The sequence below is a fragment of the Mycobacterium syngnathidarum genome, from assembly GCF_001942625.1.
GTDB classification, from domain to species: Bacteria; Actinomycetota; Actinomycetes; order Mycobacteriales; family Mycobacteriaceae; genus Mycobacterium; species Mycobacterium syngnathidarum.
Genome location: NZ_MLCL01000024.1, coordinates 262,548 through 283,603, shown reverse-complemented (window position 1 = coordinate 283,603; position 21,056 = coordinate 262,548). Strand labels below are relative to the sequence as shown.

14 protein-coding genes are annotated in these 21,056 nt (G+C 67.9%); 5 read left to right on the top strand and 9 right to left on the bottom strand.

The window, feature by feature from the left end; all coding sequences use genetic code 11:
- Positions 1-298: 298 nt before the first annotated feature.
- From BKG60_RS07515 to BKG60_RS07495, 5 genes are all read right to left on the bottom strand, one after another.
- The gene (locus BKG60_RS07515) at positions 299-2,173 is read right to left on the bottom strand and encodes an Hsp70 family protein (RefSeq protein ID WP_070946350.1); all 1,875 of its coding nucleotides are present in this window, start codon (positions 2,171-2,173) and stop codon (positions 299-301) included.
- 22 nt (positions 2,174-2,195) lie between these two features.
- A complete protein-coding gene (locus BKG60_RS07510; protein ID WP_070946349.1) occupies positions 2,196-3,695 on the bottom strand; it encodes a dynamin-like GTPase family protein in 1,500 nt (499 codons plus the stop codon).
- 42 nt (positions 3,696-3,737) lie between these two features.
- Positions 3,738-5,594 (bottom strand): isoniazid-induced dynamin-like GTPase IniA, encoded by a 1,857-nt coding sequence (gene iniA / locus BKG60_RS07505; RefSeq protein WP_070946348.1) that lies wholly within the window; start codon positions 5,592-5,594, stop codon positions 3,738-3,740.
- A gap of 93 nt (positions 5,595-5,687) precedes the next feature.
- Positions 5,688-6,836: an IniB N-terminal domain-containing protein gene (locus BKG60_RS07500; protein ID WP_070946347.1), complete on the bottom strand. Its 1,149-nt coding sequence runs from the start codon at positions 6,834-6,836 to the stop codon at positions 5,688-5,690.
- 286 nt (positions 6,837-7,122) lie between these two features.
- Positions 7,123-7,680, bottom strand: coding sequence for an Rv0340 family IniB-related protein (locus BKG60_RS07495; RefSeq protein WP_070946346.1), 558 nt, complete (start codon positions 7,678-7,680; stop codon positions 7,123-7,125).
- 197 nt (positions 7,681-7,877) lie between these two features.
- On the opposite strand from BKG60_RS07495, the gene BKG60_RS07490 reads away from it, so the two are divergent.
- The 5 genes from BKG60_RS07490 (at position 7,878) to BKG60_RS07470 (ending at position 17,999) form a co-directional block, all read left to right on the top strand.
- The gene (locus BKG60_RS07490; RefSeq protein ID WP_070184949.1) at positions 7,878-9,659 is read left to right on the top strand and encodes an Hsp70 family protein; all 1,782 of its coding nucleotides are present in this window, start codon (positions 7,878-7,880) and stop codon (positions 9,657-9,659) included.
- Positions 9,660-9,669: 10 nt separating this feature from the next.
- Positions 9,670-12,162: an isoniazid response ATPase/transcriptional regulator IniR gene (iniR, locus tag BKG60_RS07485; RefSeq protein WP_070946345.1), complete on the top strand. Its 2,493-nt coding sequence runs from the start codon at positions 9,670-9,672 to the stop codon at positions 12,160-12,162.
- Between the two features lie 148 nt (positions 12,163-12,310).
- Complete coding sequence (locus BKG60_RS07480) at positions 12,311-15,310, top strand: (Fe-S)-binding protein (protein ID WP_070946344.1); 3,000 nt, start codon at positions 12,311-12,313, stop codon at positions 15,308-15,310.
- Between the two features lie 128 nt (positions 15,311-15,438).
- Positions 15,439-16,728, top strand: coding sequence for a pyridoxal phosphate-dependent aminotransferase (locus BKG60_RS07475; protein WP_070184625.1), 1,290 nt, complete (start codon positions 15,439-15,441; stop codon positions 16,726-16,728).
- Between the two features lie 41 nt (positions 16,729-16,769).
- Entirely contained in the window at positions 16,770-17,999 is a 1,230-nt protein-coding gene (locus BKG60_RS07470) for a YibE/F family protein (RefSeq protein ID WP_070946343.1), read from the top strand.
- Positions 18,000-18,013: 14 nt separating this feature from the next.
- Here BKG60_RS07470 and BKG60_RS07465 read toward each other — a convergent pair whose 3' ends face one another.
- The 4 genes from BKG60_RS07465 to BKG60_RS07450 form a co-directional block, all read right to left on the bottom strand.
- The gene (locus tag BKG60_RS07465) at positions 18,014-18,427 is read right to left on the bottom strand and encodes a hypothetical protein (protein ID WP_070946342.1); all 414 of its coding nucleotides are present in this window, start codon (positions 18,425-18,427) and stop codon (positions 18,014-18,016) included.
- A 142-nt stretch (positions 18,428-18,569) separates the two neighbouring features.
- Positions 18,570-18,938 carry a nuclear transport factor 2 family protein gene (locus BKG60_RS07460; RefSeq protein WP_070184631.1) on the bottom strand — a complete coding sequence of 123 codons (369 nt, stop codon included), beginning with the start codon at positions 18,936-18,938 and terminating at the stop codon, positions 18,570-18,572.
- An 18-nt stretch (positions 18,939-18,956) separates the two neighbouring features.
- Positions 18,957-19,709: a maleylpyruvate isomerase family mycothiol-dependent enzyme gene (locus BKG60_RS07455; RefSeq protein ID WP_070946341.1), complete on the bottom strand. Its 753-nt coding sequence runs from the start codon at positions 19,707-19,709 to the stop codon at positions 18,957-18,959.
- 1 nt (position 19,710) lies between these two features.
- The gene (locus tag BKG60_RS07450; protein ID WP_070946340.1) at positions 19,711-21,024 is read right to left on the bottom strand and encodes a cytochrome P450; all 1,314 of its coding nucleotides are present in this window, start codon (positions 21,022-21,024) and stop codon (positions 19,711-19,713) included.
- Between the last annotated feature and the right edge of the window lie 32 nt (positions 21,025-21,056).

The following is a 21,056-nucleotide window of genomic DNA, read 5'->3' as shown; positions in this document are numbered from 1 at the left end:
TAGGCCGGTCCGGTCGGCAAGTTCACGCAACATACCCATCCCGGCATGCGACACGACGCCATGGCCATCAGCAGACACTTTCACCCGTGCAACGACCGCGATATTCTTCACCCGCGAAGTGCCTTCCTGTCAGGACGATTGAACCCTAGAGAAGTCCAATTATCCCTTGCAGGACAGGCACTTTCGCTTACCTACACACCCCACACGCAACATTCCGTGAAAAATCCGGGCTAGCCGTCAAGGTGTCGGATTTCAGTCACGATCAAGCAGTAACCCGACACCTAGACAACGCGCAGCGTCAGGGTGACGGCGCAGCTGAGGTCGGTGTGGGCTCGGGCGCCGCAGTCGGCTCAGGCGTGGGCTCAGGCGTGGGCTCAGGCGTAGGCGTGGGCTCAACCGTCGGCTCTGGGGTCTGTGTCGGCTCCGGCTCCGGCTCCGGCTCCGGCGAAGGTGAAGGCGCAGGAGTCGGCGTAGGACTCGGCGACGGGCTGGGCGAAGGCGTTGGCGGGTTGAACGTCGGGATCGGCAACTGTGGCAGCGTCACAGGTGGAAACGTCAACGGCGGCACGGGAATAGGTGGCAGCGCCGGTGGCGGCGCAGGCAACAGAGCAGGTGGCGGTGCTGCCGGCCGAGGGCGGGGCGCCTGCGGCGGCGGGACGGCCCGCTGCGGGGCCCGGGCAGCCGGTGGGGCCTGCCTGCTCTGCACCAGCCGCGGCGCTGCGGCCGGCCGCGGTGCAGCTGGCGCCTGCGCTCCGGCACCAGGTCCCGGCCAGGACGGGTCACGCACCACCACGGTCCGGGTCGGCGGTGCCGGCACGTTCTGAGCCAGTGGGGACTCGGCCGGAACGTTTTGCGGCGCCAACATGCTGGATCCGGTCGCGGCGGCATCGAGCCGATCGGCCCGCGCCGACAACACCATGCCGGCCGTGCCGACGACAGCCAGGAACACCGCCGCGTAGGTCACCACTCCCCCACGCCGATACCAGGCAACACGAGCGGGAGCAGGCGCCGCCGGAGGCTCGGAGAACATGAAATCCGGCCGGGCCGAGTCGTCGGTCACCGATTCCGGGACGAACTCGGCAACCTCGGCTGCGGAGTCTTCCACCGACCAGGCCATTGCGGAGGCCGCGACCGTGCCCGTGCCTGTGCCCGTGACAGGAAGCGATGCAGGAGCCACCGCCACCTGCGTCGCGGTCTCGTCGGCTCCACGGCGGCCGATCAGCGCCGCCCCGACTGCCGCAATCACCTGGGCCTGCGGCACCGTGGTGACCGGAATCCGGAAGGCAGATGAAAGCCGTTGGGTGACAAGGGGTATCCGGGCCCCACCTCCGACGGTAACCAGTGCGGCCAGCTGCGCCGGGTGAATACCGTTGCGGCGCAGCAGGTCCAGCAATGCCTCGATCACACCGCCCAGTGGCTGGTTCACCACCGTGTCCAGTTCGGCGCGGGTGAGCCTGATCGCTGTGCCCGGGACCGCCAGGGTGGTCGAGCTTTCATCGCTCAACCGCTCTTTGGCGGCGCGGCACTCATCGCGCAGCTGGGCCAACGCGGCCACGGCGGCCGTGCCGGCTGGTTCGGCATCCAAATTGCTCAGGACGTGTCGCAGCACCTCCTGGTCGATCAGGTCGCCGGAGAAGTCCGGGTACCGCACCGTCTGGCCGATGGTCGTGTAACCCGCGGCGGCGTCGACAAGGGTCAGGCTGGTGCCGGAGCCGCCGAAATCGCACAGGGCGACGACGCCCCGGGCGGGCAGACCCGGATGCGCCTGGATGGCGGTCAGCGCGGCGACCGAGTCGGGCACCACCCGGACGCCGGGCATCGCGCCACGCACAGCGTCGAGAGCGGCGGCACTCCAATGTGCGGGGACGGCCAGCACGGACACGTCGGGACGATGCGCTGGGCTGGCCTCACGCGTCAGCGCCTCGACAGTGCCGGCCAACAACCGGTCGGCGCTATGCGTCGAACCGTCGCCGGCAACGAGCGGCACCGGGTCACCGACCCGTTCCACGAAATCGGTGAACACCAGTCCGCCGGGCGCAGACAAGGAGGGCGCGCCGACCACGGCCCCATGTTGCGCGGACACGGTGAGCACCGCCCGCCGCACCAACGGCGCATGATCAGCGATCGCCACCAGATTGGTCGCCCCCACAGACAACCCCAGGCAATCACGCATACCTGTATGTCGGCAGAGCGGCCTAATTCGTTAGGCCGCGCGACGAATACTCGGCGACCAGCGCCTCAGCACTGCGCACCGCGGCCCGGCAGGCCCGCGTGGTGAACGGGTCGTTGAGCGGATGCTCGGCTCGCCGCCGCCAGCGCTGTGCTGCGGCAAAGGCCGAGCGAGGCCCGTCGAACGGCGCATCGGGCTGTAGTCCGAGCCGGCTGGCCGCATCGGTACCCGAACCGCCGATGATGCGGCGCAGCGAGGCCATCTCGTCTTCATTCAGCGTCGTGGGACGCGAGCGCAGCAGGCTGAGCAGCCGCAGCTCTTCGAAGGCATGGGTGTCGGCCAGCAGCGGGTCGATGTCGGCCAGAATGTATGGGGTCGCGTAGATCGGGTTGTGCTGCACGAACTGCCGCAACGACAGCAGCGCGGTGTGCGCCTTGAGCAGCTCCGAGCGTTGCGCGAACTGCTGGTCGATCACGTCACGCAAGGCAATGAGGCCGCTGCGTTCCAACAGTTCGTCGGCCAGGGCAACGGAGTCCGACACTCCCGCGTGCATCACCGCGATCGAGATTCGGATGCCGAACATGCCGAACCGGTCCAGCAGCGCCGCGCGGGTGGCCGCGTCGACCGGCAAGGCACTGTCCTCACGCACGAACCGGTCCACCGAAAGCATCGCTTTCGTCAGTTGAGCAGGTTCGACGCCGGCCAGCTTCTGCAGTGCGACGAATTCGCTCTGCCGCAGGGTGCGGGCGGTCAGGGCCAGCAGACCGGACACCGGGACGACGGCCTGGCAGATCCCGGTCTTGTCCATCTCCTCGGTGAACCGCTTGGCCACGTCCTTGGCCGACATCATCGCGTCGATGCGACCGGCACCGATTTCGTCGGCCCGGGAGGCCACACCGATCACACCGAGCGCGCCGGACGAGCCACCGACGAGTTCACCGATCTGTTTGAGCAGGGCGATGTCGGCGGCATTGAGAGTGCGCAGCAGGAACACGACGGCATCGACGCGCGGCACGCCGTCCTCGGGCACCAGGAGCCGGTGGGTGCGCATCGACACGTCGCGCGACAGCGACGAGGTGCCCGGGGTGTCGATGATCGTGGTGTCGACGAGCTCAGCTGCCGGCCATTCGACGTCGAGGTCCACCACGTCCTCGGGGTTCAGCCCGGTGAAGCTGAAGGTCAGACCGCGGTCATGCGGATCCCGTGCGATCGGCACATTGGCCCGCCGCCCGCCGCGGTGATTGGCGGTCACCTTCGGTGTGGGACCGTGCCGGAACCAGGTGACGATGCGCGTCGCCTCGGTGGCGTCGGTAGGCGCGATGTCCTCCCCGACCAGGGCGTTGACGAGCGTCGACTTACCCGCCTTGAGCGTGCCGGCCAACGCGATGCGGATCGGCTGGTTGAGCCTTCGTCCGATGCGGTCGAGCTCGTTGTGCACATCGGGCCGATTGCGGTAGGCCGGATCACCCCGGTATGCGTTGATGGTGCCGCCCAGAATTGAGCGCACCTGATCGGCCGTGCTCACGCTGCGGAGTCCAACCCTTCCAACCAGAAAACGAAATCGAAGCTAACTGTTGGAGCCTAGTGGGGCTTGGTTGGCCAGGTTCTTCGCGTGGTCGACCACCTGGGTCAGGATGTTCTTCTGACGTTCCAGTTCCCGGACGCGGTTGTTGCGTTCATTCTCTTCGGTCTTGGCCGCGGCGAGCGTGGCCTGCAGCGACTCGTTGAGCGAGCGGGTGGTCTGGTTGGCGATCCCCCGGTAGTGGTCGCGCAGTTGCCGTTGGATCCCTTTGAGCCGGTCCCGGGATTCCTTGCCGACCACGAATGCGACGTCGTCGATGAACTTGCGCATGTTGGTCTTGGCCTCGCTGCGCACCCGGAGCATGCGGTTCTCCATGTCCTCCTTGTATGCCTTGCGGCCCAGCACCAGGCCGGCACCCAGCGACAGCGGGTTGAACATGCCGAGCCCGGCGAAGGATGTGAGCATGCCGAACATCAGCACGCCGCCGTAGGAACCGCGCATGCCCGTGATGACCTTGTGCCCGGCCTTGATCGGTTTGGCCTCCAGCTTGGCCAGCGATTTCATCTCTCCGAACCCGGCGCCCATGTCGCGGGCATCGATCTGCGGCAGCTGCACGGCTTCCAGCCCCGCCTCGGTGAAAGTGCGGGCCACCTCGGCGGCCAGCGCCTCAGCGCGCTGGTAGGCCCAGACGAAGTTGTCGCCGACGGCGGTGGCCACGGCTTCCTCCAGCTCCGAGCCGATCTCGGCCCAGTTCAGGGTCGGATCGCCGGTGTCGATCACCTTCTCGGCGTGCTGGGTGATGTTGCGGAACCGGTTGCGCAGATCGTGTTCGACATCGGCGGTCAGGTCGGTGATGCCGTCGTTGAGCACCTGCTGCCACAGCGCGGTCTGCTGCAGGGCGTCTTGGGCTTCTTGCTTGCGCCGTTCCAGCTCGGCGGTGAGTCTCTCTCGCTCGTTCGGATCGGTGAAGGCGGACAGCTCGGACTCCACGGCCAGCAGAAGATGTTCTGCCGCCGAATGGATTTCGGCGACCACCTGATCACGGATCCGGTCGCTCTCACGGGTCAGCACCCGATCGGACAGGAACTTCACGATGGCCGGGAAGTTCGATTCCTCGTTGAGTTCTTTGTCGTTGAGCTGGATCGCGTGGCTGCGCAGCACGGAAGAAACGGGGGTGATCGGCGTCGATGTGCCCGCCCGCTGCAGGTGCGCGGTATTGGCGCCGACGATCTCGCGCCAATGTGGGTACAGGTCGGTCTTGGTCGCGACAATCGTTGCCACCGGGCAGATTTCGATTGCCTGCCGAATGAAGGTCATCTCCGGTTCGGTGAATTCCTGGCTGGTGTCACTGACCATCAGGAGCGCATCGGCGTCGGGCAGCAGGCCCAGGGTCGCCGAAAGGTGCGGCTGCCCAAGGCCGCCGACGCCGGGGGTGTCGACGAAAGCCAACCCGCCTTTGAGCAGCGGGCTCGGGGCGGTCACCTCGATGCGCAGCACCTCGCGGCCGCCTGCCTGCGGGGCACGACGCAGGTCGTTGGTCACCTCCGAGGGCGGGATCTCGATCAGTTCAGGTTCGGCGCCGTCGGGCCGCGCCACCACCAGGCGGGCCGACGGCTGTTCGCCGTAGGAGACAACGGTGGCCAGCACTGTGGATTCGTCATCGCCGACGCGGGCCACCGGAATGTTGAGCAGCGAGTTCAGCAGCTGGCTCTTGCCCTGCTTGAGCTGGCCGGCGATCACCACCCGGATCTGCGGGTCGCTGATGCGCACCTTGGCAACGCGCAGCCGCTCCACCAGGTCGCCGCGGTCATAGGTGGCGGCGATCGTGCTGGTGTGGTCGATGAGTTCGGCGATCACCTTGACCGGTCTGGCCGGCCCGTTCGCCGTACTGGGTTGCGTCATCAAAGTTCCCTCCTGCCGAGCTCAACCGTAGGCGCGCCAATGGGACGGGGACCACCCGCGTAACGGATGGTCCCCGCCCCTTGTGCGATCGGATCAGAAGGCGTCGAACCCGGTGTTGGTCGAGTTGCTCGACGCGACATCGGTGTCGGACTGCGACTCGAAGCTGTTGCCGGAGCCGAACGCCGAGCTGCCGTCATAGTTGTTGCCCGAGCCGAACGCCGAGCTGGTGTCGTAGCTGTTGCCCGACGCGAGCGCGGTGTTGGTCTCGTTACCCGAACCGAGGGCGGTCTCGTTGCCCGAGGCTATGTTCGACTCGTAGGACGACGAGTTGTCCTCGACGCTGGAGTGGGTCTCGGTCTCCACCGAGGTGCTGACGGAGTTGTCCTGGGTGTTGTCGCTGCCGTAGTCGCCGTCGACCGAGGTCTGGTTGCCGCCCACGGCAGTGGTCGAGGCGTCGGTCAGGATGATCGAGCCGGCGTTGCCACCATCGCCACCGGACGCACCACCGCTTCCGATACCGATCAGGCTGTCACCACCGGACGCACCACCACCGTGGCCACCGCTCATGTCGACATCGCTGATGACCGGGCCCTCGTTGTCGGAGATCAGGTCGCCACCGGCGGTCTGCGAGTTGTCCTCGATGTCGTTGTCCTTGCCGACGGCAACGTTGGAACCGGCACCGGCCCAGATGTCGCCGTTGTTCATGGTGTTGCCGTCACCGAGCACCGCGCCGTCACCGCTGACGATGTCGCCGTCGTTGTCGCCGTCGACCACCACGCCGCCGTTGGTGGCGGTGTTGGTGCTCTTGTCGCCGAGGGTGATGTCACCGAAGCCCAGGTTGAACGCACCCTGCTGGGCGTTGGCGCCGGCGTCCTGGTTGGGGCTCATGATCGGCGTGTGGTTGTTGCTGGCGAAATCGGTGTCGTTGTGGCTGGCCCAATCGGTGGTGTTGTTGCTGGCCACCTGGGTCTGCGGCGAGAAGGGCGAGGCGACCTGGTTGCCGAACGAAGCCGGGATGCTGTGGTGGTCGGCGACTGCGCGCTGCAGGCCGACGACCGGGTTGCCGCCGCCGAGCAGGACACCGGCCGGGGCCGCGGTGGCGGCGACGGCGTGCAGCTGGGCCGCGGTCACGTTCGGCAAGCCTGCGTCACGCAAGCTGCCGTCCGGATCGGCGATGAACGAGGCGGCGGAAGCCGGGCTGCGGAACAGGTCGAGGATGAAGTCGATCAGAGAGATTGCCATTGCTCCAACCCTTTCGGTTGTTGTCGGGAAATTCTTTTTCCGAAGTCCCCCGCCGGGCTCTCCGGCGATCTGGAGACCAATCTATGGATCGGCGGCGGCCCCGGAAACGGGGTCGATTCCCCTCCCCGTATCGCCCCTACTCGGGGTACAGGGGGTGGCCCCAATAGGGGATTAGGGGATCGGTAGGGGTGGCGGGTTCGACCCCAAGGACTATTGACGTTTTCGCAGGTGAACGCAAAAAACGCACGACCACAAAGGGTCGTGCGTTTCGTGACGTGGCGAGAAGTCAGTCGAAGATGTCGAATCCCGCGCCACCGCCGGTGGGGTGTTGGTCATCGACGACCGGCTGGGCCCAATCAGGCGCCGACGCCGGATCGACGATGGGCGCATCCTCGATAGCGGGCTCGTTGAGCTGCAGCGACAGATCATCGAGCGGGTGATTCGCCAGGCCGCCGTCATCGATGGCCGACCCTGACGACACCGAGGTGGCGAGATCGTCCAGCGAGCCCGGCTGGTCGATGACGTGGCCGGCCGTGGCATCCCAGGCGTCGTTGGGGGAATCGAGGGGCACATGATCACCGAAGGCGTCGAATGCCGCGGTCGCCGCACCGCTGGCCCACACGTTGCCGCCCGCGTCGGCGGCACCGAGATCGCCGAACCCGCCACCGGCGCCGGTCGCCGAGAGCGACTCCGACACGACAGGAATCAGGTTGTTGACATCAGCGCTGGTCACATCGGTCAGATGGGCATCGGCGATCGCCTGCGCCGGGTCGGCGGCATAGCGGGCCGCGGCATCGGGGTCGCGTACCAGCGCCATCACAAAGTCCAGCAATGTGTTCGCCATGCTCCACCTCCTCATCGGTTCGATTTGAATGCTAGCCAGCTGCACGGGCGCGGGGATCGGTGCCGAACCCACCCCTTCCGTCCAGGTATTAGGGGGCTGGCCATTAGGGGATTGACGCCACTAGGGGATCAATCACCGGCTCGGCACGCCCCAGCAGCTAGGGTGAGGTTCGGCCGAGACAACAGGAGTGACGCCTGATGACCGACTCACTGGGATTGTCGATCGGGATGACCAACCTGGTGGCAGCCCGCGAGGGTCGCCAACCGGTGATCCGCCGATCGATCCTCACCCTGCACAACGACCGTGCCCCGGACGTGGGCGATTACACAGGCCACGGGCTGCCGCTGGCCGGCTTCGTGGAGCGGGTCGGTGACCCGGTTCCACTGGTCGCGGCCGACGGGTCCCAGCACCGCGGTGAGCTGGTGCTGGGCGAGGCGCTGGCCGCGATGGCACGCCTGGCCGGTGGCGGGACGCCGGTGGTGATCGCGGTCCCGGCGCACTGGGGTCAGAACACCGTCAGCGCCCTGCGCGATGTGCTGCCGCGTTATCCCGCGCTCGCCCCCTCCGGTGCGGCGCCTGGCCTGGTGCCGGACTCGCTGACCGCACTGGCGGCCCTGCAGGCTGATCCGGGGTTGCCCACCGAGGGTGTCGTGGTGTTGTGCGATTTCGGCGGCAGCGGCACCAGCGTCACGCTGGCCGACGCGGGCGCGGCGTTCGCCACCATCGGCCCGACGGTGCGCTATCCAGACTTCTCCGGCGACCTGATCGACCAGGCGCTGCTCAACCATGTGCTCAGCGGAGTCGCCGCGGCCGGCGATGCCGATCCGGCAGGCACCGCCGCGGTGGGCTCGCTAGCCCAGTTGCGGTCCGAATGCCGCCAGGCCAAAGAGCGGTTGTCGGCCGATACCGCCACGGTGGTTCACACCGAGCTGCCGGGGTTCAACTCCGATGTCCGGGTGACCCGTTCCGAACTCGAACAACTCATGTCCGCACCGCTGGCCGGCCTGCTGGACACCATCGAAGACACGTTGCAGCGCAACAACATCGCGCTGTCGAGCGTGAACGCGGTAGCCACCGTCGGCGGGGGTGCGGCGATTCCGCTTGTCACCCAACGGCTGTCGGAACGGTTACGCTCTGCGGTCGCCACCACCGCCCGCCCGCAGTTCAGTGTGGCGGCGGGGGCCACGCTGGTGGCCGAACGGGTCATCGACGCCGGCGCGCCCACCGGGATGGCACCCATCGTGGCGGCCGCTGACGCGCCAACGGGTTTGGCTCCCGAGGTCGCCGCCGCCGACGCTCCGACCGGCATGGCCCCGACGGGACTGGGCCCCTCTGCCAACGCCGACTCGGGAAACTTCGGGGCGCTGGCCTGGTCCCAAGACGACGCACCCGGCAACGAGCCGGTGCCGTATGCGGGCAGCGAGTACGAGACGCCTGCGGGCAACACGGCGGCACGACCACCCGTCGAGTTCAGCCACGACGAAGAGATGTTCGACTCCGGCCCGGCTCCACTCGCCTGGTACAAACGCCCACCGATCCTGTTCGGGGCTGCGGCAGCGGCCGCCCTGCTGGCTGCCGGCGGCCTCGCGGTGACATTGACCAGCTCCGAAGGGGATTCGACTCCGGTCACCGAGACCAGCACCACCTATTCGATGGGCCCGTCTCCGGAAGGGCCACCGCCTGAGCCGATCACGACCGTCACCGAGGGTCCCGACGGGGTCAAGACGACCACCGTCGTGGCGCCGCCCCCGCCGCCGCCGGAGACGACGACATCCTCGGAAACCACCACGACGAGCAGCCCAACCACCACAACGACCACGACGACCACCACGGCGCCGACGACAACGACCACCCGCACCACGACCACCACGACGCAACCGCCGACGACGACAACCCAGCCACCGACAACGACACAGCCGCCGACCACCACCCAGCAGCCGGTCACAACGACTGCGGCGGAGGGCGACGGCGGCGCCTAGGCGGACACCGATGACCGCACCGGAGCCCGTTCCGGAGCTCGCATTGGCTGCCCGGCCGGCGATCGAGGCCGTACTGGCCGGCCCGACCGCACCGGTCAAGCTGCTGGTGTCCGGTGGCATCGGAACTGGAAAGAGCACCGTGCTCGCCCAGCTTCGCGGGGTGCTGCGCGCGGCCGACCGGGTTGTGCTGACCCGGGCTCCGCGACCGGAAGACGCACTCGAAGCGGCGTTCGTCATCGACGATGCGCATCTGCTCGATGACGGTGAAATCGACTGTCTTGCAGAGAAAGTCGCCGATCCGGGAGCAACTGTCGTGGTGGCGAGCGAGCCGTTGGCACACCGCCCGGCACTGCTCGCGTTGGCCACCGCATTGGAACGGGAAAACCCCCCGGTACGGCTGGGCCCACTGTCCCCCGCCGAGGTGGGCCGGGCTCTGAGCTCAGCGGTGGGCACCCCGGCCACCCAGGAGACAGTCAAATCGGTCCTGGGCGTGACCGCGGGATTGCCGTTTCTGTTGGCGGCGGCAGCCGCGGCCGAGGCGCCGGCCGACGCGGCCCGATTCGCCCTGCTGCAGCGGTTGCGCCGCGTTGACGAGGACGCCCGCGATGCCCTGTTGATCCTGTCGTTGAGTCACGACCTCGGCCCCGACGACGTGGCGGCCGCGCTGCGGTTGAGCAGCGCCGAGGCGTCGGCGCTGGTGGATCGGGCCCGGGCCGCCGGATTGGTGGAGCAGTCTCACGATCGCCGGTTCGTGCGCATGGTTCACGAGTCACTCGCCCAGATCGCCGGCGCCGCTCGTCACCACGAGATCGAGATGTCCCTTCTCGCTTCACAACTCGAACTGTCCACGTTGTCTGCCGACCTCGCGGTGCGGCTGGCCGAACACGGCCTGCGTGACGATCGGCTGGCCGAGGCGCTGGCCGAGCACGCTGCTCACAATCGCGCCCGGCCTGCGCGCGCGGCACGCCTCTACCGCGCCGCGGTCACCGCGGGCGCGGCCGCGGTCAGCACCCGGCTGGCCGACGCGCTGGCACTGGCCGGCGATTGCACCACCGCGGCACGGATGGCCGATGAGTTGCTCGGCTCCGAAGACTCCGATGAACGGGCCACCGCGGTACGGATCGCAGCCAGCGTCGCCATGCACGACGGCAGCGCGGCCCAGGCCGCCGATCTGTTCCGGTGGCTCGGCCCGTACCCGGACATCTTGGTCAGTTCAGCGAGCACGACAGCGTTCCTCGCGGCCGGTGACGCGGACGCGGCCCGGGCGTCGTCGAGCACCGAGGCAGCCGGGCCACCCACCTCGACCGCGCGCGCGGCCCGCAGCCTGGCTGAAGGCTTGGTGCTGTCGCTGGATCAGCCGTTCGCCGTGACCGTGGCGCGGCTGGGACAGGCGGTCACGTCCGAGTATCAGGCCGGCGGCGTCGGCCCCGACACGCCGGCCGCGTTGGTCACCCTGGCCGCGCTGCACGGCGGCGACTCGGTGCGGGCACGCAGCGTGATCAGCCGGGCGGTGCGGGCCGGCGGCCCAGATGAGGCGTTCAGCGCGGCCCGGCATCGTCTACTGCTGGGCTGGGTGAAGATGCAGGACGGCCAGCTCACCGCCGCCGGGGCCGACGTCGCCGCCGCCGAAGCGGGTGAGGATCTGCACCGGCGCGACGCGTTGTGGGCTGCCGCCTTACGTACGGCGATCGCCCGGCGCAGCGGTGACAGCGGCGCGGTGCAGAAATATTGGTATGCCGCGGTGGAGGTGCTCGCCGAGTATTCGATCGACCTGTTCTCCCTGTTGCCGCTCGGTGAGTTGTGGGTGGCCGGGGCTCGTATGCGGCAGGTAGACCGCCTGGAGCACGCGCTGGCCGAGTCGTGGGAGCTGCTCGCAGCGCTCGGGACTCCGGTGTTGTGGTCGGTACCCCTGCACTGGGCCGGCGTGCACGCCGGGATCCTGGCCAACTCGCCTGGCGCCGTCGCCCCGCACGGGCAGGCGCTGACGGCTGCGGCCGGGCAGAGCACCTTCGCCCGGGCGCTGGCCAACGGGGGGCGCACCTGGCTGCGGGTGTTGGCCAACCATGTCGACATCGATGAGGTGACCGCCGCGGCCCGGGCCCTCTCGCAGTTCGGCCTGACCTGGGATGGCACCCGGCTGGCCAGCCAGGCCGCGCTGCAGACTCCGGACGCGCGGGTTTCGCAGGCCATGCTGCAGCTGGCCCGCGATCTCAAGCAGACCACTGCGGTCGACGAGGCGGACGTCACCCCGGCGGCGCCGGCCGCGCCGCCCGCCGCACCCCAGGCCGCCTCCGCCGCGTCGTCGACCAAGTTGTCCGACCGCGAGCGGGAAGTGGCCGAACTGCTGCTGCTCGGGATGCCCTACCGCGACATCGGCGGTCAATTGTTCATCTCGGCGAAGACCGTCGAGCACCATGTGGCCCGCATCCGGCGGCGTCTAGGTGCCGAGTCACGCACCGAAATGCTGTCGATGCTGCGGGCGATGCTGGCCCCGCAGGGCTGAGAGCTATACCACAGTGCGCTCGAAGTTAGGTAAGCCTCGGTAGCGGTACGAAACACCTAAATGTCACTATGAGCTGAAGGAAGCTAAGTTACCGACGGGTAACTATGCCCAAGTTACCCGCGAGTAACTCGCGAATGGAGGCGTTTCTGTGGAGAGTCTCGAACACACACTGGCTGTGTCGCGGCTGATTCTCGGTGTGCTCGCAACGCTCGTCGTGCTGGCGTTCGCCGGCAAGCGTGTGTTGTGGCTGACCAAGCTGATCAGCTCGGGACAGAAGGTCGGTGACGAGCGCGGCCGCAAGGACCATCTCGTCACCCGCTTCCTGAACCAGAACAAGGAAGTCTTCGCGCAGTCGAAGCTGCTGAAATGGTCGATCCCCGGCCTCGCGCACTTCTTCACCATGTGGGGCTTCTTCGTCCTGGCGACGGTGTACCTCGAGGCCTACGGCGTGCTGTTCGACCCCGAGTTCCACATCCCGCTGGTCGGCCGCTGGGCCGTGCTGGGCTTCCTGCAGGACTTCTTCGCCGTCGCCGTGCTGGCCGGCATCATCGTCTTCGCGATCATCCGCATCCGGAAGAACCCCGAGCAACTGGGCCGCGAATCCCGCTTCTACGGCTCGCACAACGGCGGCGCCTGGACGATCCTGATCATGATCTTCCTGGTCATCGCCACCTACGCGGTGTTCCGCGGTGCGGCCGTCAACGTGCTCGACGAGGATTTCCCCTACCAGTCGGGCGCCTTCTTCTCCGATGCGATGGCCGCGCTGCTGGCCCCGCTGGGCCACACCGCCAACGTGTGGCTGGAGACCATCGCGCTGCTGGCCCACCTGGGTGTCATGCTGGCCTTCCTGCTGATCGTGCTGCACTCCAAGCACCTGCACATCGGCCTGGCCCCGATCAACGTCACCTTCAAGCGTCTGCCCGACGGCCTCGGCCCGCTGCTGCCCATGGAATACAAGGGCGACAAGATCGACTTCGAGGATCCTGCCGAGGACGCGGTGTTCGGCAAGGGCAGCATCGAGGACTTCACCTGGAAGGCCAACCTCGACATGGCGACCTGCACCGAGTGTGGTCGCTGCCAGTCGCAGTGCCCGGCCTGGAACACGGGTAAGCCGCTGTCTCCCAAGCTCGTGATCATGAACCTTCGCGATCACCTGTTCGCCAAGGCTCCGTACATCATCGAGGGCAAGCCCATGCCTGAAGAGGGCTCGGTGGACTTCGCCAAACTGGGCGACAGCCTGCACGGCCACGGCGTGCCCGAGGACGGCTACGCGCGCATCGAAGGCTCCGGCCCCGAGCAGGCGCTGCGTCCGCTGGTCGGCACCGCCGAGCAGGGTGGCGTCATCGACCCCGACGTGCTGTGGTCCTGCACCAACTGTGGTGCCTGCGTCGAGCAGTGCCCCGTCGACATCGAGCACATCGACCACATCGTCGACATGCGCCGCTACCAGGTCATGGTCGAGTCGGAGTTCCCCGGTGAGCTCGGCGTGCTGTTCAAGAACCTGGAAACCAAGGGCAACCCCTGGGGCCAGAACGCCAAGGACCGCACCAACTGGATCGACGAGGTCGACTTCGACGTGCCGGTCTACGGCGAGGACGTGGAGAGCTTCGACGGCTTCGAGTACCTGTTCTGGGTCGGTTGTGCCGGCGCCTACGAGGACCGGGCCAAGAAGACCACCAAGGCCGTCGCCGAACTGCTGGCGGCATCCGGGGTGAAGTTCCTGGTGCTGGGTACCGGTGAGACCTGTACCGGCGACTCGGCTCGCCGGTCCGGCAACGAGTTCCTGTTCCAGCAGCTGGCCGCGCAGAACGTCGAGACCATCAATGAGCTGTTCGAGGGTGTCGAGACAGTCGATCGCAAGATCATCGTCACCTGCCCGCACTGCTTCAACACGATCGGCCGCGAGTACCCGCAGCTGGGTGCCAACTACACCGTCGTGCACCACACGCAGCTGCTGAACCGCCTGGTCCGGGACAAGAAGCTGGTGCCGGTCAAGTCCACCGGCGGGCCCGAGGTCACCTACCACGACCCGTGCTTCCTGGGTCGCCACAACAAGGTGTACGAGGCTCCGCGTGAGCTGGTCGAGGCCTCCGGCGTGACGCTCAAAGAAATGCCCCGCCACGCCGACCGCGGCCTGTGCTGTGGTGCCGGTGGTGCGCGGATGTGGATGGAAGAGCACATCGGCAAGCGCGTCAACGTCGAGCGCACCGAAGAGGCGATGGACACCGCCTCGACCATCGCGACCGGCTGCCCGTTCTGCCGCGTGATGATCACCGACGGTGTCGACGACGTGGCCGCTGCCCGCGACGTCGAGAAGGCCGAAGTGCTCGACGTGGCTCAGTTGCTGCTGAACTCGCTGGACAAGAGCGCCATCACACTGCCCGAGAAGGGCACGGCGGCAAAGGAATCCGAGAAGCGGGCCGAGGCACGCGCCGAGGCAGAGGCCAAGGCCGCCGCGGCGGCACCGGCACCGGTCGTCGAGGAGGCCCCGGCAGCTGAGGAAGCCCCCGCCCCCGAGGCACCCGCCGCACCTGCTGCGGCCCCGGCCCCGGTCAAGGGGCTGGGCATGGCCGGTGGCGCCAAGCGTCCAGGCGCCAAGAAGACCGCGGCTCCGGCCGCGTCGGCCGCACCGGCTGAAGCTCCGGCCGCCCCGGCTGCTCCCGTCAAGGGCTTGGGTATCGCCGGTGGCGCCAAGCGTCCAGGCGCCAAGAAGACCGCGGCTCCGGCCGCGTCGGCCGCTCCCGCTGCAGAGCCGGCGGCCCCGGCAGCTCCGGCGGCTCCGGTGAAGGGTCTGGGCCTGGCGGCCGGCGCGAGGCGTCCGGGTGCCAAGAAGGCCGCGCCGGCAGCTTCGGCTGCCCCCGCGGCTCCCGCTGCGGAGGCACCCGCGGCCGAGGCACCGGCTGAACCGGCCAAGCCGGAACCGCCCGTGGTGGGTCTGGGCATCGCGGCGGGCGCGCGTCGCCCGGGTGCCAAGAAGGCCGCCAAGGCTGCTCCGGCCGCGCCGGCTCCGGCCGCACCTGCCGCCGAGCCGGCCCCGGAATCAGCGGCTGAGAAGCCTGCTGAAGCGCCTGCCGAGGATGCCAAGCCGGAACCGCCCGTGGTGGGCCTGGGCATCAAGCCGGGCGCCAAGCGTCCCGGTAAGCGCTGAGCGTCGCAACGCACCGAACGGCCATCTCCCCACGCCGGGGAGGTGGCCGTTCGGCGTATCAGGGGCCCTGTGGCGAATCGGCCAGGTGTGGCGGTGGCCACCTCAGGGATCGGCAAATTCCAAAATCAGTGGACGGTGATGAGACCATGGTGGGCGTGACTACCCATCAGTTGCCGTGGCAGACCGGTCAGCACCCGAAGCCGCGTACGTTCGCCCAGTCCACGAAGCTACAGGACGTCCTGTACGAGATCCGTGGGCCGGTACACGAGCATGCCTCACGGCTGGAAGCTGAAGGGCACCGCATCCTCAAACTCAACATCGGCAACCCCGCGCCGTTCGGCTTCGAGGCACCCGATGTGATCATGCGCGACATGATCCAGGCGCTGCCGTACGCGCAGGGCTATTCGGACTCCAAGGGCATCGCCAGCGCGCGCCGCGCGGTGTTCACCCGCTACGAACTGGTCGAGGGTTTCCCCCGGTTCGACATCGAAGACGTCTACCTGGGCAATGGCGTCTCCGAACTCATCACCATGACCTTGCAGGCGCTGCTGGACAACGGTGATCAGGTGCTCATCCCGGCGCCGGACTATCCGCTGTGGACGGCGTCGACCGCACTGGCCGGCGGCACGCCGGTGCATTACCTGTGCGATGAGACCCAGGGCTGGAATCCCGACGTCGCCGACATCGAGTCCAAGATCACCGAGCGCACCAAGGCGCTGGTCGTGATCAACCCGAACAACCCCACGGGCGCGGTATACAGCCGCGAAACCCTGGAGCAGATGGTCGAGTTGGCCCGCAGGCATCAGCTGTTGCTGTTGGCCGACGAGATCTACGACAAGATCCTCTACGACGACGCCAAGCACATCTCGCTGGCAACCCTGGCTCCCGACCTGCTGACGCTGACCTTCAACGGACTGTCGAAGGCCTACCGGGTGGCCGGTTACCGCTCCGGGTGGCTGGTCATCACCGGCCCCAAGGAGCACGCGAGCAGCTTCATCGAGGGCATCAGCCTGCTGTCGAACATGCGGTTGTGCCCGAATGTTCCTGCGCAGCACGCGATTCAGGTCGCGCTGGGCGGGCACCAGAGCATCGACGATCTGGTACTGCCCGGCGGCCGGCTGCTCGAGCAGCGGGACACCGCGTGGACCAAGCTCAACGAGATCCCCGGGGTGTCCTGTGTGAAGCCTTCGGGTGCGCTGTACGCGTTCCCGCGCCTGGATCCCGAGGTGCACGACATCCACGATGACGAGCAGCTGGTGCTCGACCTGTTGTTGCAGGAGAAGATCCTGCTGACGCAGGGCACTGGATTCAACTGGCCCACACCGGATCACCTGCGCATCGTCACGCTGCCGTGGGCGCGGGACCTGGCCCAGGCCATCGAGCGGCTGGGCAACTTCCTGGCCGGCTACCGCCAGTAAGCCCCGCGCCGGGCCACAGGGACCCGCTCTACGCTGTCCACGTGGCGCACACGCATTCCCACTCGCATTCTCTGGCCGGCCCGTCGCCGTTGGGTCCACTGGCGGCCCGGATCGTCGTCGGCCTCTTGGTTGCCATCGGGCTGGCGGTCCTAGTCGGCGCCGCCCTGCTGTGGCCCAGCCACCAGAAGGTCGACATTCCGCTGCCGTTTCAGAACGCCGCGGGCGGCGCCGTCACCACCGAAGCCGGGCACGTGGTCTCCAGCACGCTGGCGGACTGCGGTAGCCCGTCGGCCGGCGGTGTGCTGACGTCCTCACCGAGGCCGGCAGAGCCGGGCGGCGGCACATGTGTGCAGAACCTGGTGGCCATCGATTCGGGCCCGAACAAGGGCGCCAAGACACTGCTCGAGTTCACCACCGGCCCTGGCCAACCGAATCTCGTTGCCGGAGACAGCATCCGGATAAGCCGGCAGGTCGACGAGGCCGGGACGACGAGCTATGCGTTCTTCGACTATGAGCGCACCTGGCCGTTGATCGCCATGGCGGTGGTGTTCACGGTGGTCATCGTGGCGGTGGCGCGCTGGCGCGGACTGCGGGCGATCGTCGGCATCGTGGTGGCGTTCGCGGTGCTGATGATCTTCCTCCTACCCGCATTGCGCGACGGCGCCCCGGCGATCCCGGTGGCGCTGGTGGCCTCGGCAGCCATCCTGTATGCGGTGATCTATTTGGCCCACGGCGTCAGCCTGCGCACCAGCGCGGCCCTGCTGGGCACGCTCACGTCATTGCTGTTGGCCGCCATCTTGTCCTGGGCGGCAATCGAATTGGCCCACCTGACAGGCTTGTCCGAAGATCAGAACAACGAGGTCGCCGCGTACCTGGGCAACGTGTCGATCACCGGGCTGTTGCTGGCAGGGTTCATCATCGGCTCACTCGGCGTGCTCAACGACGTGACCATCACCCAGGCCTCGGCGGTTTTCGAACTCGCCGAGCACGGCGGCAGTCGCCGCTCGATCTTCGTCGGCGCCATGCGGGTGGGCAGCGACCACATCGCCAGCACCGTCTACACCCTGGTGCTTGCCTATGCCGGCAGTGCGTTGCCGCTGCTGTTGTTGTTCAGCGTGGCCAACCGGTCACTGCCCGATGTGCTGACCGGTGAGAGTGTGGCGATCGAGATCGCCCGTTCCGCGGTGGGCGGCATCGCCCTGGCGCTGTCGGTTCCGTTGACGACGGCCATCGCCGCCGTGTTGGCAACGCCGAACACGGCCACCCGCTGACCGCTGATCGGGACCTATGACGCCTTGTGCATTTCGTGCCGATCTTCCTGCGCATGCCTGCGTTCCTGGCCGATGAACTCGGCCGCATGACGGCGATCCAGGTCGACACGCTCACCGGCGTGCCGCAGGTTCAGCCAGGCAAGCTGGGACGCCTGTCGGATCGCGATCCCGAGGTGCTGTCCGGCGTGCCGCGTGGAGACCGCCACCCTGCGTAGCGCGGCCGCATCGGCTGCCCGGTCGTGATCGGTGATGTGCTTCTCAGCCAGGCGCGCGTGCTCGTCGCGGTGCCGCATATAGAGTTTCTCGTGCGCGGCGAGGTGCCTGGTATACAGCGCCGCATGCTCCTCGACGTGGCGGTGTTCTACGGTCGCGTGCTCCGCGACGTGCCCCGAGCCGGTGTGCGGTCTCTCCATTCCTTCGTTCGTCATGATTGCCGTTCCTTCTAGAGTTGGCGACCTACTCCATGACCTGACGGTACTCCGCGCTGACCAGGCGGAACACCCATTTCACGGCAGTCCCAAAACACAAGCGCGGCAACCAGACTTGATCACGCAGGTTACGGGCTGATCGTCAGTTGACGAGGTCTTTTTCGGTGAGCTCGGTGGCGGCCAGCGCGGCGGCCAGGGTGTCGTGACGGAACGCCGACGTGACGTGGTCGTGCACTACCCGGAACGCGGCCGCACCGGTGCGGGTGGTCCCGTCGGCCGCCATGATGGTCTGTTCGACGACGACCACGCCGTCGTGCACGAACATCCGTCCCGGCGTCACGGTGTCACCGGCCGATGCAGCCCAGTTACGCAGGGCCACGTGCCCCTGGGCGGCCCCACTGGCATCTCCGACCTCGATGTCATCACTGGACAGCGAGATCAGGGTGTCGAGGTCATCCTCGTTGAGTGCGTCATGCCAGGCCAGGACCGTGGCGATCTCGGAAGTGGTCATGAACGAAACGTACGCCACTCAGAACGGTGTGCGGTCCAGCCAGGTGTCCCAGGTCGCGGTGTCGCCGAACACTTCGAGCCCGAGATCGGCCGCAGTACGCCGCCGAGTGATGGCCAGCAACAGGTCCGTGGCCGGCCCTTTCAGCGCGACAGTGCCCTTGCCATGACTGTGGGACCATCCGAGTCCGTCCTCGTCGTGCTCCACGGTCCACTCCCCCGTGGGCCCCAGCCCCTCGTCGGTGGCGTGCAGGTGGAAGCTGGATCCCGACGCGAGAGGTTCGACGTGACGTTTGTTGGCCATGCCGGTGGAGATCTCAATCCACTCACTGACCGCGTCGGCAGCGAGGTCGACCGGCATGTCGAACGTGGTTCCCAAGGCCATCGCGGCGTCGCAGTGGTGTAGCGCCACCTCGTGCACCCGGCGCCTGATCCACCAACCCCCGGGTTTGGGGCCCAGGAACGTCCACACCCTGGTGTCGGTACCAACCTGGTCGACAGCCTTGAGGATCTGGACCACACCCGCATTGAGCCACTCGATCGCGGCCTCGGGATCATCGGGCGGCCTGCCCTCGTGTACCTCACGCGGGTCGAGAGGGGACACCCGACGCTCGGAGATAATCTGTGCCGCCCAACGGTTTCCGCGCCCGACATGGCGGAACAGTTGCTTGAGCGTCCACTCCGGGCAGGTCGGCACCGGCGTCTCGGGATCGCTGGAGGCGATCAGCTCCCCGAACGAACGGGTCTGGTCGAGCAGAGCAGCTCGGAAGTCCACGTCACGAACTTACCGCTGTGCGTGCCTTCCCGAGCGCGATCGGCAGAGTCGACCAACCGCGCAGGATGCGGGTCTCCCGCCGGCTGCCCTCACCGGCCGGCCGCGCGTCGGGGAAGCGGTCGAAGAAGGTCTGCAGGCCCACCTGGCCCTCGGCCCGGGCCAGGGCGGCGCCGAGGCAGAAATGCCTGCCGCCGGAGAAGGACAGGTGCCGCCCGGCGTTGTCGCGTTCGATGTCGAAGCGGTGCGGATCGGTGAACACCGCAGGATCGCGGTTGGCGCCGGCCAGATGGATGATGACCAGTTCCCCGGCCTGGACCGGGGTTCCGGCCACTTCGGTGTCGCGGAGGGCCACCCGCGCGCTCATCAGGACCGGCGAATCCAGGCGCAGGATCTCCTCGACGGCGTTCGGCCACAGCTCGGGCCGCGCGGCCAGGGTCTGCAGGTGTTCGGGATGGTCGAGCAGCATGCGGATGCCGTTGCCCAGCAGGTTGACCGTGGTCTCGAACCCCGCTGCCAGCACCAGCCCAGCCAGCGCCCGCAGTTCCGATTCGTTGAGCGGTTCCCCGGCCGCACCGGCCTCGGAGGCCTCGATGATCTGGCTGAGCAAGTCCTCGCCGGGGTGGCGCCGCAGGTGGCGCAGGTGATCGGTCAGCCAGGTCTCGAATCCGTGGATGCCGGAGTTCACCTCCTGGTACTGCCGCCACGTCAGGCCGATGTCCAGGCTCGGCGCGCCCAACTCGCCGAAGTGCAGGATCTGTTGCCGGTCCGCATCGGGCACCCCGAGAATGTCGCTGATCACCGCGACCGGCAGCTGTGCACAGTACTGGTCGACGATGTCGACCACCCCGTCCCCATCCATCGCGTTCAGCAGGTCGTTGGCTGTTTCCTGGACCCGCTCCCGCAGCCGCGAGACCGCCCGGGTGGTGAACACCGAGGAGACCAGTTTGCGGTAACGGGTGTGGTCGGGAGGCTCGGTTGCCAGCAGTGACGGCGGCATCAGGGGGTGTAGCCCGCCGGTATAGGTCTTGTCGGCCACCCACCGCAGGGGGCGGGGCAGGTTCCCGCCGAGCCGGGACACCCGGAAATCGTCCGAGCGCAACAGGTCGGTGGCGACGCCGTGGTCGAACGTCATGTAGAGCGCACGGCCACGGACAATCGGCCCGCGGCGGCGCATCTCATCTGCGAATGGCGCCGGGTCGGCCCGCACCGCCGGGTCGGCGATCAGCCGAGCCTGTGGATCCCCGCGGCGCACGCCGTACGCAGAGATGCCTCGAACCACCCCGTGCAGGGCCATCCACCGGATTCGTTCCCGCATGGCCCGAGCCTACGACCGCGAAATTTGTTCTA

What these genes read in the sequence shown, in the direction of transcription:
- BKG60_RS07515 (WP_070946350.1), bottom strand. Translation starts at nt 2,173, where the DNA reads ATGCGTGATTGCCTGGGGTTGTCTGTGGGGGCGACCAATCTGGTGGCG.
- iniA (WP_070946348.1), bottom strand. Translation starts at nt 5,594, where the DNA reads ATGACGCAACCCAGTACGGCGAACGGGCCGGCCAGACCGGTCAAGGTG.
- BKG60_RS07500 (WP_070946347.1), bottom strand. Translation starts at nt 6,836, where the DNA reads ATGGCAATCTCTCTGATCGACTTCATCCTCGACCTGTTCCGCAGCCCG.
- BKG60_RS07495 (WP_070946346.1), bottom strand. Translation starts at nt 7,680, where the DNA reads ATGGCGAACACATTGCTGGACTTTGTGATGGCGCTGGTACGCGACCCC.
- BKG60_RS07490 (WP_070184949.1), top strand. Translation starts at nt 7,878, where the DNA reads ATGACCGACTCACTGGGATTGTCGATCGGGATGACCAACCTGGTGGCA.
- iniR (WP_070946345.1), top strand. Translation starts at nt 9,670, where the DNA reads ATGACCGCACCGGAGCCCGTTCCGGAGCTCGCATTGGCTGCCCGGCCG.
- BKG60_RS07465 (WP_070946342.1), bottom strand. Translation starts at nt 18,427, where the DNA reads ATGACGAACGAAGGAATGGAGAGACCGCACACCGGCTCGGGGCACGTC.
- BKG60_RS07460 (WP_070184631.1), bottom strand. Translation starts at nt 18,938, where the DNA reads ATGACCACTTCCGAGATCGCCACGGTCCTGGCCTGGCATGACGCACTC.
- BKG60_RS07450 (WP_070946340.1), bottom strand. Translation starts at nt 21,024, where the DNA reads ATGCGGGAACGAATCCGGTGGATGGCCCTGCACGGGGTGGTTCGAGGC.